The sequence below is a fragment of the Neobacillus nitrireducens genome (assembly GCF_030915405.1).
Lineage (GTDB): Bacteria > Bacillota > Bacilli > Bacillales > Cytobacillaceae > Neobacillus.
The window spans coordinates 1,762,078-1,775,932 of the sequence record NZ_CP133262.1 but is presented as its reverse complement, the minus strand read 5'-3'; the positions used below and the strand labels follow the sequence as shown (position 1 = coordinate 1,775,932).

Genomic DNA, 13,855 nt, shown 5'->3' with positions numbered 1-13,855 from the left:
AATTTATGAAGATGATGGATGCAAATGAAATTATTTCTTTTATCCAAAATAGTAAAAAATCCACACCTGTTAAGGTTTATTTAAAAGGTGAATTAGAAGGAATAGATTTTGGAAGCAATACAAAAACCTTTATTAGTGGAAATACCGGTGTCCTATTTGGTGAATGGTCTGAAATTAATGAAGTATTAGAAGCGCATAAAGAGAAAATTGAAGATAAAGTCATTGAAAATGACCGTCGAAATTCAGCAATTCCATTATTAGATACAAAATACGTTAATGCCAGAATTGAGCCAGGCGTTACTATTCGTGACCAAGTAGAAATTGGTGACAATGCTGTTATTATGATGGGTGCAGTTATCAATATTGGTGCTGTTATTGGAGAAAAATCTATGATTGATATGGGTGTTGTCCTTGGTGGCAGAGCAACTGTCGGTAAGAATTGTCACATAGGGGCTGGAACTGTTTTAGCAGGTGTCATTGAACCACCTTCTGCAAAACCAGTGGTCATTGAAGATGATGTCCTTATCGGAGCAAATGCTGTAGTCCTTGAAGGAGTCACTGTTGGAACAGGATCAGTTGTTGCTGCCGGTGCAGTAGTTACTCAAGATGTAGCCCCTTATACAGTGGTGGCAGGGATGCCTGCAAGGAAAATTAAAGATATTGATGAAAAAACGAAGTCAAAAACTGAAATAATGCAAGAGCTTCGTCAACTTTAAGAGCGGAAGCGTCCGTTTAGCGAAGTCCAATAGACGTTGGGACGCTGGAGCTAGATAGTTCTCGAAGTACAACAACAAAGCGTGGAGCCTATCCACGCTTCTTTTTTAAAAGGAGAATAGTAAATGAATCCATTGATTAAAATCCGCCGTGACCTCCATCAAATTCCAGAACTAGGATTTCAGGAGGTTAAGACCCAAGCCTATTTATTATCTTACCTTAAGTCTTTACCTCAAGACCGTATCACGATAAAAAAATGGAGAACGGGGCTGTTTGTAAAGATTCAGGGCATAAATCCACAAAAAACAATTGGTTATAGAACAGACATCGACGGACTTCCAATAAACGAAGAGACAGGTTTACCATTTTCATCTTCTCATGCAGACCACATGCATGCCTGTGGTCATGATTTTCATATGAGCATTGCACTTGGGGTATTAACATATTTTACGGAGAACCCCATTGCAGATAACCTTTTGTTTATTTTTCAACCAGCGGAAGAAGGACCCGGCGGGGCAGAGCCGATGTTGAAATCTGAAGAAATGATGGAATGGAAACCTGATTTGATTTTTGCCTTACATATTGCACCTGAATATCCTGTTGGAACGATCGCGGTTAAGGAAGGCTTGTTATTTGCCAATACTTCTGAACTGTTTATCGATCTAAAAGGCAAGGGAGGACACGCTGCCAGACCGCATGAAACGAATGATATGGTAGTCGCAGCCTGTACGCTAGTCAATCAATTGCAAACGATTATTTCAAGGAATGTAGACCCCTTAGATAGTGCAGTAATTACCATTGGGAAAATTACTGGAGGAACCGTTCAAAATATTATTGCAGAAAATGCAAGACTTGAGGGGACCATCAGGACGCTTTCTTCTGAATCGATGAAAATGGTTAAACATCGTATCGCAGCACTTGTGAAGGGGATAGAGGCAGGTTTTGAATGTGAAGCTGTAATCGATTATGGTTCGATGTACCATCAAGTATATAATACTGAATTAGTCACCAGAGATTTCATGAACTATCTTCAAAATGAAACAGAGGTTAAAGTTATTGAGTGCAAGGAAGCAATGACGGGAGAAGACTTTGGTTATATGTTGAAAGAAATTCCTGGTCTTATGTTTTGGCTAGGCGTTGATTCTCCATACGGTTTACACCATGCTAAATTAACTCCGAATGAGGCCGCGTTAGATGTAGCAGTTAGTGTAATGACAAGCTATATTACTCATCTGGAGAATAAAATTTAATTAATAACAAGCAGGCTAATTATTTTGTCCCGTTTTACAAATGTGATAAAATTAAAGAGAATTAAAAGGGAAATTGTTACATATCGTCGTTTATTCTCAATCCATTAGGGAAAACTTATGAAGGGGAAATAAGGTTATAATTATAATTAGTATCTAATTAAAATAATTATAATTTAATATTGACTCAAAATTAGATATATCCTATAATGAGAATTGTGAAAAGGATAGCAACTAAGAATTGCTATTAATACTGATTAAATAATTATTTGGAGGGATTTAAATGCCAGAACGTATGGTAGGTAAACAAGCACCACGCTTTGAAATGGATGCTGTAATGCCGAACAAAGAATTTAAAAAAGTAAGCCTTGAAGAAAATATCAAAAATGATAAATGGACAGTATTGTTCTTTTATCCAATGGACTTTACATTTGTTTGTCCAACTGAAATTACAGCGATGTCTGATCGTTATGAAGAATTTGATGATTTAGATGCAGAGGTAATTGGTGTCTCTACAGACACAATTCACACTCATTTAGCTTGGATTAAAACAGATCGTAAAGAAAATGGTCTTGGCGATTTAAACTATCCATTAGCTGCAGATACTAATCATGTAGTTGCTCGTGATTATGGAGTGTTAATTGAAGAAGAAGGTATCGCACTTCGTGGTTTATTCATCATCGATCCTGAAGGTGAATTAAAGTATTCAGTTGTGAATCACAACAATATTGGCCGTGACGTTGATGAAACTTTACGTGTCCTTCAAGCATTACAAACAGGCGGTCTATGCCCTGCAAACTGGAAGCCTGGACAAGCTACATTGAACGTATAATTGACACAAAATAGATAGACCTAACCTTTTATAGTGTTAGGTCTTTTTAATAGGGGGATTATCAATGAAATTACGTGAACCAATGCCGGAGCTAACCGGGGCTACTGAGTGGTTAAACGGTGAAGTAACAAGAGCAGACTTAATTGGAGAAAAGCCAACCTTGATTCATTTTTGGTCGATTAGCTGCCATTTATGTAAGGAAGCTATGCCTCAGGTAAATCAATTTCGTGATGATTTTAAGGACAAGTTAAATGTGGTTGCTGTTCATATGCCACGTTCAGAAAATGATCTAAACATAGAAGAAATTAAACAAGTTGCAGCTGAGCATGGTATTAATCAACCAATTTTTGTCGACAGTGACCACAAGTTAACAGAAGCCCTTGATAATCAATATGTACCTGCTTATTACGTATTTGACCGTGAAGGGAAATTGCGTCATTTCCAAGCTGGTGGAAGCGGCATGAAAATGCTCGAAAAGCGTGTTAACCGTGTACTAGATGAGTTAGAAAAAACAGAATAAAACAATCAAAAGCTGTCCGTGAGATGAAACGGGCAGCTTTATTATTTTTTTATAACTGTAACTTAACCTCTTTTTACTCGTCCGTATGTATAAAGATAAGATTATACATGCAGTAATCACCAGACAAAAAGGGGTGTCTAAAAGTGAAAAAACTAAACCGTTTGTTTACTATTTTTTTTATTTTCCTAGTCATTTTTATAACAGGGTGTAGTGCCGGCAGCGAAGAAAAAAGTGCGGATATGGCTGACAGTAATAATGCTAAAACGAACTCAGCTGAATCAAGTGGCGGTGAACAAGCTGACTTATACAACGGTGAAAATGATAAATCACAACAAGCAGCTAATTCTGCCAAAATAATAAAAGTCCAAAATCAAATGGTTATCTATCAAGCGGATCTCCAGCTGCGCGTAAAGAAATTTGATCAAACGGTCCGTCTCCTTGAAGAAAAGGTAATAAAATACGGAGGCTATATTTCAGAGTCCAATGTATCAAAAGAAGGCAGCGAGCAGGTGAGTGGCAACATGATGATTAGAATCCCACAAAAGCATTTTCAGGCCTTTCTACATGATGCTGAGGGCCAAGCGGCAGAGGTTCTACAAAGAAGCATAACAGGGCAGGACGTAACCGAGGAATATGTTGACCTTGAATCCAGATTAAAATCAAAAAGGGTCGTGGAAGAAAGGTTAACCACTTTTATGAAAAGTGCTGTAAAAACGGAAGATTTATTAAAGATTTCAGCTGATTTAGGAGCGGTTCAAGAGGAAATTGAGACCATTGAAGGAAAAATGAAGTACTTAAAAAATCAAACCTCTCTATCAACCATTAACATCACCCTTTACGAAAAAACCGTTGTGGTTCCGAGCCTTGATAAAGACAAATTAAATACTTGGGAGAAAACAAAAAAACAATTTATGAAAAGCATCAATATGTTATTAGTTGGTTTATCAGGCTTGGTTGTTTTTATCGTAGGTAACCTTCCAGTATTGGCGATAATATTTATTATCGGATTTTTTCTCCTTTTCTATTTTAAAAAGAGGAAATCAAAACAGGGACAGGATTAGAAGAATCGCTTGCTCTATTTTAATCTACTGAATGATGCTAAAATGGAACCAAGATAGATTATGATTTAGCCGGGGGTATTAGATATGAAGAAAAGTTTTGCTGTCATAGGGCTTGGTCGATTCGGCGGTAGTATATGTCGCACGCTAACAGATGAGGGGATGGAAGTCCTTGCAATTGATAAAAACGAGGAACGTGTAAATGAATTTGCGATGATTGCTTCTCATGCGGTTGTTGGCGATACAACAGATGAAGCTGTTTTGAAAAGCCTGGGGATTCGTAACTTCGATCATGTAATCGTAGCGATTGGCGATGATATTCAATCCAGTATACTAACAACTCTTATTCTTAAGGAATTAGGTGTGGTGCGTATAACAGCAAAGGCTCAAAACGATTACCATGAAAAAGTATTGAGGAAAATTGGTGCAGATAGTGTTGTTCACCCGGAGCGAGATATGGGAAAACGGATTGCCAACAATATTGCTTCAAGTAATGTGGTTGACTATCTTGAACTTTCGGATGAACACAGTATTGTTGAGATAGTGGCGAATGAAAAACTTAACGGTTACACGATAATGGATTTGGATATTCGCAAGAAATATGGGTTGAATATTGTAGCAATAAAAAGAGGAGAAGAAATTATTGTTTCTCCCCAAGCAACAGAAACCTTTCATGCGATGGATGTTCTAATTGTGATCGGAACCGACCAAGACATCAATAAATTTGAAAAAAAGGTATTAGAATAAGAAAAGCGGAAGCGCCTTGCTCAGGGGCGTCAGGCATAAGACGAGCAGGCATGAAGGTTGCTCTTTAACCTTCAGGTCTGATTGGCTTATGACCCCGAGCCCCTAGGCGCTGTAGCTAGACAATAAGAAAAGCGGAAGCGGGCTGTTTAGGCCGCTTCCGCTTTTTTATGCTTACACTTCCATAATGATTGGTAAAATCATTGGTCTGCGCTTTGTTTTTTCGTAAAGGAAAGGTGCTAATGTATCTGTGATTTCATTTTTAATTTCCGACCATTGGCTTGTCTTTCTTTCCATCACTCTATTTAAATGCTTTGTGATTAAATTCTGAGCATCATTAATTAAATCACCAGATTCTCTCATATAGACAAATCCTCTAGAAATTAGGTCTGGTCCTGAAGCAATCTTGAATTCCTTCATATTAATGCTTACGACTACAACCACTAAACCTTCCTCTGAAAGAATTCTACGGTCACGTAAGACGATATTTCCAATGTCACCTACACCACTACCGTCGATATAAACAGAACCGGATGGAATCTTCCCTGCAACCTGTGCTGTATCCTCAGAAAGTGCTAACACTTCACCATTGTCCATAATAAAACAATTTTCTTCTTGAACACCGCAATCAACTGCAATCTTGGCGTGCATTCTTTGCATGCGATATTCACCATGTATTGGCATAAAGAACTTTGGACGTATTAACCGCAGCATTAGCTTTTGCTCTTCTTGACCACCATGACCAGACGTATGAATATTACTTAGCTTACCGTGAATAACTTCCGCACCAGCTCTATAGAGCATATTAATCGTTCGACTCACGCTAATCGTGTTCCCTGGAATTGGTGATGATGAAAATACCACGGTGTCACCAGGGATGATTTGAATTTGTCGGTGGGTACCATTAGCTATTCTTGAAAGTGCAGCCATTGCTTCGCCCTGACTTCCGGTACATAGGATTGTTACCTTATCGGCAGGAAGACGATTGATTTGATTCGCTTCAATAAAAGTCTCTTTAGGTGCATTAATATATCCTAATTCAAGTCCGATATTGATAGCTGCTTCCATACTGCGGCCAAATACCGCTACTTTTCTACCGTATACTACAGCTGCCTCTACGACTTGCTGCAATCTATGGATATTAGATGCAAAGGTAGCAAATATGATCCGGCCGTCTACTTTACGGAAAATATCGTTAATACTGTCGCCAACCCGACGTTCTGACATGGTGAACTCAGGTATTTCACTATTCGTACTATCTGAAAGTAGACATAAAACGCCTTCTTTGCCTATTTCAGCCATTTTTGTTAAATTGGCTGGCTCACCGACAGGGGTAAAATCGAATTTAAAATCTCCTGTATGGACAATTTGCCCTGGCGGAGTTTTAACGACAATTCCATAGGAATCAGGAATACTGTGGGTGGTGCGGAAAAAAGTGACAGATGTTTTGCGGAATTTGATGATATCGTCTTCTTTAATGTCAATCAGCTTCGCGTTTCTTAATAGGCCGTGTTCCTCTAATTTATTTTTAATTAATCCAAGAGCGAGTTTCCCGCCATAAATTGGAACATTAATCTCGCGTAATAGATAGGGAATACCACCAATGTGATCTTCATGTCCGTGAGTAACAAATAAACCTTTTATTTTATCTTGATTCTTAACCAGATAGGTATAATCAGGGATAACATAATCAATACCTAATAGTTCATCCTCAGGAAATTTTATTCCGGCATCAATTAATATTATTTCATCCTGAAACTGAACTGCATACGTGTTTTTGCCAATTTCGCCTAAACCGCCCAGGGCAAAAACCGCAGTTTGATCATTCTTAACAAATTTCATAAATTATCATTTCTCCAATACTTTATAGTCTTCATTTTGAAGTTCATAGTTTAGATGAGCTCCCGTAACTTCTTGTACAAATTCAACATTAAACCCGCGATCGGCAATTTTTGAGCGGACATCTCTTACCGATTCTCCTTCAATAAACAGAGTTTTGGTATTCTCTCTGACAGGTACTTCTTTGTTGCTTTCCTGATAGTAAACTTTAAATATCATTACAATATCGCTCCCAACTGAGTTCATAACTTTTTCTATTATATAAAACATTTTCATCTTTTTCATTTATTTTCTTTAGAAACCATTAGACTTATATGAAAAGTATGTAAAAAAGAATCGTTGTTTTTACAATTTACAATAATGAAGGAGCCCTTCGCAAGTTTGAAGGGCCCTAAAAAATTTAGGCAATCGATTTCTTTCGCAGTAATTCTTTCCACTGTTTTAAAAGCTTTTTCCTTAGCTTCTTTAACATAGTGGATCATCTCCTTACCTCTTATTTTATACAATCCTTGTCCAATGTAAAGTAAGTGATGGCAGATTATTGAAGTTTTTTTAAAATAAGAGTATTTTTACTATATTATATGTTAAAATTGCTGATTCAATCATGGTTAAACATGGAATTCCATTGATAAATGTTAAATTGACATTTTTTAATATTAAGTTTAGTGTTTTTAAAAATAAGTACTGAGAGAAGAGATACCTGGAAAAGGAGTACATAATAAAATGAAGAAGATTGTATTTTTTGATATAGATGGCACTTTGCTCGATCATGAAAAAAACCTACCTGAAAGTACGAAAAAAGCAATCAATTTACTAAAGAAGAACGACGTATTTGTCGCAATTGCCACAGGGAGAGCTCCATTTATGTTTGAAGGTCTGCGGAAAGCGCTTGACATTGACTCCTATGTGAGTTTTAACGGTCAATTTGTAGTTTTTGAAAATGAAGTAATCTATGAGAACCCTTTGGATGAAAATGAGCTTAAACAACTTTATAACAAGGCTAAGTCGAACAATCATCCCTTAGTTTTTATGAACGAGAAAACAATGAAGGCAAGTGTGAAGCATCATCCATTTATTGAAAAAAGCATGGGGAGTCTGAATTTCCCACATCCAGAGGAGGACAACTCCTTTTATGTAAACCGAATGATGTATCAGAGCCTCCTTTTTTGTGAAAATCAAGATGAAAGTTTATATTTCTCAAACTATCCTCAATTTGATTTTATTAGATGGCATCCATATTCTGTCGATGTTTTACCGAAAGGTGGTTCAAAAGCAGAAGGTATCAAAAAAATGATCGGACGCTTAGGGTTTGAGTTGGAAGATGTCTATGCGTTCGGAGACGGTCTAAATGATTTGGAAATGTTGAAAGCGGTTGGTACAGGAGTTTCAATGGGCAATGGTGTCCCTGAAGCCAAAGAACTTGCCGATCTTATTACAAGTGATGTTTCCGAAGATGGCATTTGGAATGGGTTAAAAGAACTGCAATTAATATAAACAAAGAAGAGAACCGACCCTGTCAAGCGGTCGGTTCTTTATATCTACACCATAAAATTAAGGTACAACCCTGTTTGATTACCGTTCAATCGCTTTTGCCCCGGCTATTGGTTTTAAAGGATCTTCATTATTGATATAATCATAAAACATTATACCATTTAAATGATCGATTTCGTGTTGAAAGCAAATGGAAGCAAGCCCCTTTAACCTTAGTTTCACTTCTTCCCCGTTTAGCGTTGTCCCCTTTACAGTGATTCTTGCATGCCGTGGGACTAAGCCGGGAATCACTCGATCAACTGATAGGCAGCCTTCCCCTGCTTCTAAGTAGGCCTTTTCAACGGAATGGCTGATAATCTTGGGATTAAATAATGCATAACTATAAAGAGTGCCTGTGTCATCGGTAAGATGCACGGCTATCATTCTTTTTAGAACATTTATTTGCGGTGCAGCCAATCCTATACCTGGGCGTAACCCAAATTGGGCTTGCTTTTCTGGAGTTTGACTATTTATTACATATTCTAATAAGCTAGAAAGTATTTGTTTATCCTCTTCTGATGGCGGCATGGATACTGCTGCTGCCACTTTTCTTAAGGAAGGATGGCCATCTCGGATGATATCTTCCATCGTAATCATGATTCCACTCACTCCTGTACTTTAACTTAATTCATAATAAATAGTCTATCAGACAATTAATAAAAAGTTAACATGCGATTAAATGATCTGATTTTTTTATTGTCAAACAAACAAGGTGTCGATATAGTTAAATTTGGAATAGGCAGGAGGTTTATAAATTGTCATTAAAAGTTAAGTGTAGTTTATTATTATGTTTATCCATTTTAATTGTTATTATTGCTGGATGTACGAAAGAAAAGACTCCAGTCGAAAAAATGTATGATGTGTTAGAAAAAGTCGTTTCAGCAGAAAAAATATTTGAGGAACAACAGAATCCACTTGTTACTCTGGAAAAAAGAGAAAAAGAAATTTATGATCAGATAATCAAACTGGGCATGAAAGAATATGATCAAATCGTAAAGCTTTCAGATGAAGCTGTCCTTTTGGCCGATGAAAGAAAAGAGTTAATGGAGAAGGAAACGAGCAGTATTAAAGAATCTCAGAAAGAATTCATAAAGGCTAGAGATATTAAAGATAAATTTGAAGATCCTGCTTTGACGAAATTAGCCAATGAATTATATGAAATTATGATGGAAAGATATAAAGCGCATGACGCTTTATACCTAGAATATAATGAAGCGCTGAAAGACGATAAAGAATTGTATGGAATGTTTAAAAATAAAAATTTACCTCTTGAAGATCTTGAAGCACAAGTAACTAAGTTAAATGAAACGTATAAGCGGGTTTATACTGCCAATGAAAAATTTAATATGCTAACAGATCAATACAATAATAAAAAGTTGTCATTTTATAAGCAAGCAGGTCTAAAATCGGGCAAATAAATGTTATGGCATCAAAGTAATCGGCTGAATAGGCCGATTTTTTTTATATTATAACACCTGATTTAAGAGGTAAATCTTATATAACAGAAGTTGAGAAAAGGTAATACAGAAAAAATAACGATTAAATCATTAACAACTTGTTTGTGTTGAAAAATTTAAAACATAGTATTTGACGCGTGAAAAATATTGATGTAAACTTTGAAATGAGTTAATTAATTGTATTAATGATGTTACAAAAAATAGTGGTACAGAATAAGATGATGGTAGATATAAGATCTTTTGCTTAATGGGTCTTTTATGTGAAAAACTACTTAGAGTATCTTTCATGCACTTTGCCTACCAAATCCAATGTAATATCACAAGATTATCCAAATGATAAGTGGAAAATGTTTTGGGCATTCTAACTTAGTGGGTAATTAAAAAAATTTAAGCTTTGAATGGAAAGGAAGAGGTGACCACAATGGTTTCTAAAACTCAGAACGTCAAGCTTGACGCGAAGAAAACACTCGAAGTTGTCGAAGAACAATTTCAAACACTTCAAATTCTAAATGAAGTTGGTGAAGTGGTAAACGAGGCAGCAATGCCGGACCTTACTGATGAACAGCTTCAAGAATTAATGCGCCGTATGGTTTATTCAAGAATTTTGGACCAACGCTCTATTTCATTAAATCGTCAAGGAAGATTAGGTTTCTATGCTCCGACTGCTGGACAAGAAGCTTCACAACTAGCATCACAGTTTGCACTTGAAAAAGAAGACTTTATTTTACCGGGATATCGTGATGTACCGCAAATTATCTGGCATGGATTACCTTTATACCAGGCATTTTTATGGTCAAGAGGTCATTTTGAAGGTGGACAAATTCCTGATGGTGTTAATATAGCAATCCCGCAAATCATTATTGGTGCTCAGTATGTTCAAACAGCTGGTGTAGCGCTAGGAATGAAAAAACGAGGTGCGAAATCTGTAGCGATTACTTATACAGGTGACGGTGGAACCTCACAAGGTGATTTCTATGAAGGAATCAACTTTGCAGGTGCCTATAAAGCTCCGGCAATCTTTATTGTTCAAAACAACCGTTTTGCGATCTCAACACCTGTTGACAAGCAATCAGCTGCAAAGACATTGGCTCAGAAGGCAGTAGCTGCCGGAATTCCTGGTGTTCAAGTAGACGGAATGGACCCACTTGCTGTTTACGCAGCTGTACATGATGCCCGCGTCCGTGCCCTAAACGGAGAAGGCCCAACATTAATTGAAACTTTAACTTATAGATATGGTCCTCATACCATGGCTGGAGATGATCCAACACGCTATCGTACTGCCGACCTTGATAATGAATGGGAAAAGAAAGATCCACTTGTACGTTTCCGTAAATTCCTTGAAAAGAAAGGTCTATGGACCGAGGAAAAGGAAAATGAAGTAATTGAACAAGCGAAAGAAGACATTAAAGAAGCCATTAAAAAAGCTGATACAGCGCCTAAACAAAAGGTTACTGATCTAATGTCAATTATGTATGAAGAAATGCCGCAAAATCTAAAAGAACAGTATGAAATATATAAAGAAAAGGAGTCGAAGTAAGCCATGGCTCAAATGACAATGATTCAAGCAATTACAGATGCATTGCGAGTGGAATTAAGCAATGATCCGAATGTATTAGTATTTGGGGAAGACGTGGGTGTAAACGGAGGGGTATTCCGTGCAACTGAAGGGTTACAAAAGGAATTTGGCGAAGATCGTGTTTTTGATACACCGCTTGCTGAATCCGGAATTGGCGGTTTAGCAGTCGGTCTTAGTTTACAAGGATTCCGTCCTGTTCCAGAGATTCAATTCTTTGGATTCGTTTATGAAGTAATGGATTCTATTTCTGGTCAGGCTGCTCGTCTTCGTTATCGTACAGGCGGAAAATTTAACGCGCCGATAACATTTCGCTCGCCATTTGGAGGCGGCGTACATACTCCTGATATGCACGCTGATAGCCTAGAAGGCCTTATGGCTCAACAGCCTGGTGTAAAGGTTGTTATTCCATCAACTCCATATGATGCGAAGGGGCTGCTTATTTCATCAATCCGTGATAATGACCCAGTTATTTTCCTAGAACATATGAAGTTATACCGTTCTTTCCGTCAAGAAGTTCCAGAAGGCGAATATACCATTCCATTAGGAAAAGCTGAAGTAAAACGTGAAGGAACAGATGTTACGATCGTTACTTATGGAGCGATGGTTCACGAGTCATTAAAAGCAGCTGAAGAATTAGAAAAAGAAGGTCATTCAGCTGAGGTGATCGACTTAAGAACTGTAAGTCCTATCGATATTGAAACAATTATTGCTTCCGTTGAAAAAACCGGTCGTGCGATTGTTGTTCAAGAAGCACAAAAACAAGCAGGTATTGCTGCCAACGTTGTTGCAGAAATTAATGACCGAGCAATATTAAGCTTAGAAGCACCTGTATTGCGTGTGGCTGCACCAGATACTGTCTTTGCATTCCCTCAGGCGGAAGCTGCATGGCTTCCAAACTACAAGGATGTAATTGAAACTGCTAAAAAAGTTTTAAACTTTTAATTAAATCCGTAATTTGACGATCTAATTACTATAATTTCGATGCTCAAAAATACATGTAATTTTGGAGGATGAATCCTAGTGTCATTTCAATTTAAAATGCCTGATATCGGTGAAGGAATTCATGAGGGCGAAATTGTTAAATGGTTCGTAAAGCCAGGCGACAAAATTGCCGAAGATGATGTACTTTGCGAAATTCAAAATGATAAAGCAGTGGTTGAAATCCCTTCCCCTGTGGCAGGAACAGTTATTGATGTTTTAGTTGGAGAAGGTACAGTCGCAACTGTGGGACAGGTTTTAGTAACCTTTGATGCCCCAGGATACGAAGACATTCAATTTAAGGGCGATGAACATGCTGATGAACCTAAACAGGAGGAAAAACCAGCAGCTCCTACTCCTGAGGTTAAACAAGATGCAGCTCAACAGCCGGCAGCGGTAGCTGTGGTGCAGCAGACAGATGTTGATCCAAGTCGACGGATTATTGCTATGCCTTCTGTTCGTAAATATGCACGAGAAAAAGGTATTAGTATCAATTTGGTACCTGGTACTGGAAATAATGGGCGTATTCTTAAAGGTGATATTGATTCCTATGTTAGCGGCGGAGCAGCACCTGCACCACAAGCAGCTGCTAATGTAGAAGCTGAAACAGTTAAAGTGGAGGTAACGCAAGAAGCTGTTGCGATTCCACAAGGTGAATACCCAGAAACTCGCGAGAAAATGAGTGGAATACGGAAAGCAATTGCTAAGGCTATGGTTAATTCCAAGCATACTGCACCACACGTAACACTTATGGATGAAGTGGATGTAACTAAACTAGTTACTCACCGCAAGAAATTTAAAGAAGTTGCAGCTGCCAAGGGCATTAAGCTTACTTTCTTACCATACATCGTCAAAGCATTAACAAGTGCATTACGTGAATTCCCAGCCTTAAATACATCACTAGATGATGCGTCAAGCGAAATTATTCATAAACATTATTATAATATTGGAATTGCAGCTGATACGGAAAAAGGCTTGCTCGTTCCGGTGGTAAAAGATGCAGACCGTAAGTCAGTATTCACTATTTCTAATGAAATTAATGAATTAGCAGGAAAAGCACGTGATGGAAAACTTGCTCCAAATGAAATGAAGGGCGCATCTTGTACTATTTCAAACATCGGTTCAGCTGGTGGCCAGTGGTTTACTCCAGTTATCAATCACCCAGAAGTTGCCATTTTGGGCGTTGGCCGAATTGCAGAAAAGCCAATCGTTAGAAACGGTGAAATTGTTGCGGCACCAGTTTTAGCTTTATCATTAAGCTTTGATCACCGGATGATTGACGGTGCAACAGCACAAAATGCATTGAATCATATTAAACGTTTATTAAACGATCCAGAACTATTGTTAATGGAGGCTTAAA

General features: G+C 37.7%; 14 protein-coding genes. 11 read left to right on the top strand and 3 right to left on the bottom strand.

Going from position 1 to position 13,855, the window contains the following annotated elements:
• The first annotated feature begins 5 nt into the window (after positions 1-5).
• The 6 genes from dapD (at position 6) to RCG22_RS08490 (ending at position 5,118) form a co-directional block, all read left to right on the top strand.
• Complete coding sequence (gene dapD, locus RCG22_RS08515) at positions 6-716, top strand: 2,3,4,5-tetrahydropyridine-2,6-dicarboxylate N-acetyltransferase (protein WP_308106509.1); 711 nt, start codon at positions 6-8, stop codon at positions 714-716.
• 123 nt (positions 717-839) lie between these two features.
• On the top strand, positions 840-1,964 hold the full coding sequence (locus RCG22_RS08510) for an N-acetyldiaminopimelate deacetylase (protein WP_308106508.1): 1,125 nt from the start codon (positions 840-842) through the stop codon (positions 1,962-1,964).
• A gap of 280 nt (positions 1,965-2,244) precedes the next feature.
• A complete protein-coding gene (locus RCG22_RS08505) occupies positions 2,245-2,793 on the top strand; it encodes a peroxiredoxin (RefSeq protein WP_098261040.1) in 549 nt (182 codons plus the stop codon).
• Positions 2,794-2,857: 64 nt separating this feature from the next.
• A complete protein-coding gene (locus RCG22_RS08500) occupies positions 2,858-3,313 on the top strand; it encodes a TlpA disulfide reductase family protein (RefSeq protein WP_066252448.1) in 456 nt (151 codons plus the stop codon).
• Positions 3,314-3,456: 143 nt separating this feature from the next.
• Positions 3,457-4,374 carry a DUF4349 domain-containing protein gene (locus RCG22_RS08495; protein WP_308106507.1) on the top strand — a complete coding sequence of 306 codons (918 nt, stop codon included), beginning with the start codon at positions 3,457-3,459 and terminating at the stop codon, positions 4,372-4,374.
• Positions 4,375-4,458: 84 nt separating this feature from the next.
• Positions 4,459-5,118, top strand: coding sequence for a potassium channel family protein (locus RCG22_RS08490; RefSeq protein ID WP_308106506.1), 660 nt, complete (start codon positions 4,459-4,461; stop codon positions 5,116-5,118).
• Positions 5,119-5,289: 171 nt separating this feature from the next.
• Here RCG22_RS08490 and rnjA read toward each other — a convergent pair whose 3' ends face one another.
• The gene (rnjA, locus tag RCG22_RS08485; protein ID WP_098261043.1) at positions 5,290-6,957 is read right to left on the bottom strand and encodes a ribonuclease J1; all 1,668 of its coding nucleotides are present in this window, start codon (positions 6,955-6,957) and stop codon (positions 5,290-5,292) included.
• A 6-nt stretch (positions 6,958-6,963) separates the two neighbouring features.
• Complete coding sequence (locus RCG22_RS08480; RefSeq protein ID WP_098261557.1) at positions 6,964-7,173, bottom strand: DNA-dependent RNA polymerase subunit epsilon; 210 nt, start codon at positions 7,171-7,173, stop codon at positions 6,964-6,966.
• 504 nt (positions 7,174-7,677) lie between these two features.
• Between RCG22_RS08480 and RCG22_RS08475 the strand changes: the two genes are divergently transcribed.
• Positions 7,678-8,448 (top strand): Cof-type HAD-IIB family hydrolase, encoded by a 771-nt coding sequence (locus RCG22_RS08475; RefSeq protein WP_098261045.1) that lies wholly within the window; start codon positions 7,678-7,680, stop codon positions 8,446-8,448.
• 78 nt (positions 8,449-8,526) lie between these two features.
• Here the strand turns inward: RCG22_RS08475 and def are convergent, their stop codons facing one another.
• Positions 8,527-9,081, bottom strand: coding sequence for a peptide deformylase (def, locus tag RCG22_RS08470; RefSeq protein WP_308106505.1), 555 nt, complete (start codon positions 9,079-9,081; stop codon positions 8,527-8,529).
• A 158-nt stretch (positions 9,082-9,239) separates the two neighbouring features.
• Between def and RCG22_RS08465 the strand changes: the two genes are divergently transcribed.
• The 4 genes from RCG22_RS08465 (at position 9,240) to RCG22_RS08450 (ending at position 13,854) form a co-directional block, all read left to right on the top strand.
• Positions 9,240-9,902 carry a YkyA family protein gene (locus RCG22_RS08465; RefSeq protein ID WP_308106504.1) on the top strand — a complete coding sequence of 221 codons (663 nt, stop codon included), beginning with the start codon at positions 9,240-9,242 and terminating at the stop codon, positions 9,900-9,902.
• 460 nt (positions 9,903-10,362) lie between these two features.
• The gene (pdhA, locus tag RCG22_RS08460; RefSeq protein ID WP_098261048.1) at positions 10,363-11,478 is read left to right on the top strand and encodes a pyruvate dehydrogenase (acetyl-transferring) E1 component subunit alpha; all 1,116 of its coding nucleotides are present in this window, start codon (positions 10,363-10,365) and stop codon (positions 11,476-11,478) included.
• Positions 11,479-11,481: 3 nt separating this feature from the next.
• Positions 11,482-12,459: an alpha-ketoacid dehydrogenase subunit beta gene (locus RCG22_RS08455; protein WP_066252465.1), complete on the top strand. Its 978-nt coding sequence runs from the start codon at positions 11,482-11,484 to the stop codon at positions 12,457-12,459.
• A 78-nt stretch (positions 12,460-12,537) separates the two neighbouring features.
• Entirely contained in the window at positions 12,538-13,854 is a 1,317-nt protein-coding gene (locus RCG22_RS08450; protein ID WP_308106503.1) for a dihydrolipoamide acetyltransferase family protein, read from the top strand.
• Position 13,855: the final 1 nt, after the last annotated feature.

What these genes read in the sequence shown, in the direction of transcription:
- dapD (WP_308106509.1), top strand. Translation starts at nt 6, where the DNA reads ATGAAGATGATGGATGCAAATGAAATTATTTCTTTTATCCAAAATAGT.
- RCG22_RS08510 (WP_308106508.1), top strand. Translation starts at nt 840, where the DNA reads ATGAATCCATTGATTAAAATCCGCCGTGACCTCCATCAAATTCCAGAA.
- RCG22_RS08505 (WP_098261040.1), top strand. Translation starts at nt 2,245, where the DNA reads ATGCCAGAACGTATGGTAGGTAAACAAGCACCACGCTTTGAAATGGAT.
- RCG22_RS08500 (WP_066252448.1), top strand. Translation starts at nt 2,858, where the DNA reads ATGAAATTACGTGAACCAATGCCGGAGCTAACCGGGGCTACTGAGTGG.
- RCG22_RS08490 (WP_308106506.1), top strand. Translation starts at nt 4,459, where the DNA reads ATGAAGAAAAGTTTTGCTGTCATAGGGCTTGGTCGATTCGGCGGTAGT.
- rnjA (WP_098261043.1), bottom strand. Translation starts at nt 6,957, where the DNA reads ATGAAATTTGTTAAGAATGATCAAACTGCGGTTTTTGCCCTGGGCGGT.
- RCG22_RS08480 (WP_098261557.1), bottom strand. Translation starts at nt 7,173, where the DNA reads ATGATATTTAAAGTTTACTATCAGGAAAGCAACAAAGAAGTACCTGTC.
- RCG22_RS08475 (WP_098261045.1), top strand. Translation starts at nt 7,678, where the DNA reads ATGAAGAAGATTGTATTTTTTGATATAGATGGCACTTTGCTCGATCAT.
- def (WP_308106505.1), bottom strand. Translation starts at nt 9,081, where the DNA reads ATGATTACGATGGAAGATATCATCCGAGATGGCCATCCTTCCTTAAGA.
- pdhA (WP_098261048.1), top strand. Translation starts at nt 10,363, where the DNA reads ATGGTTTCTAAAACTCAGAACGTCAAGCTTGACGCGAAGAAAACACTC.
- RCG22_RS08455 (WP_066252465.1), top strand. Translation starts at nt 11,482, where the DNA reads ATGGCTCAAATGACAATGATTCAAGCAATTACAGATGCATTGCGAGTG.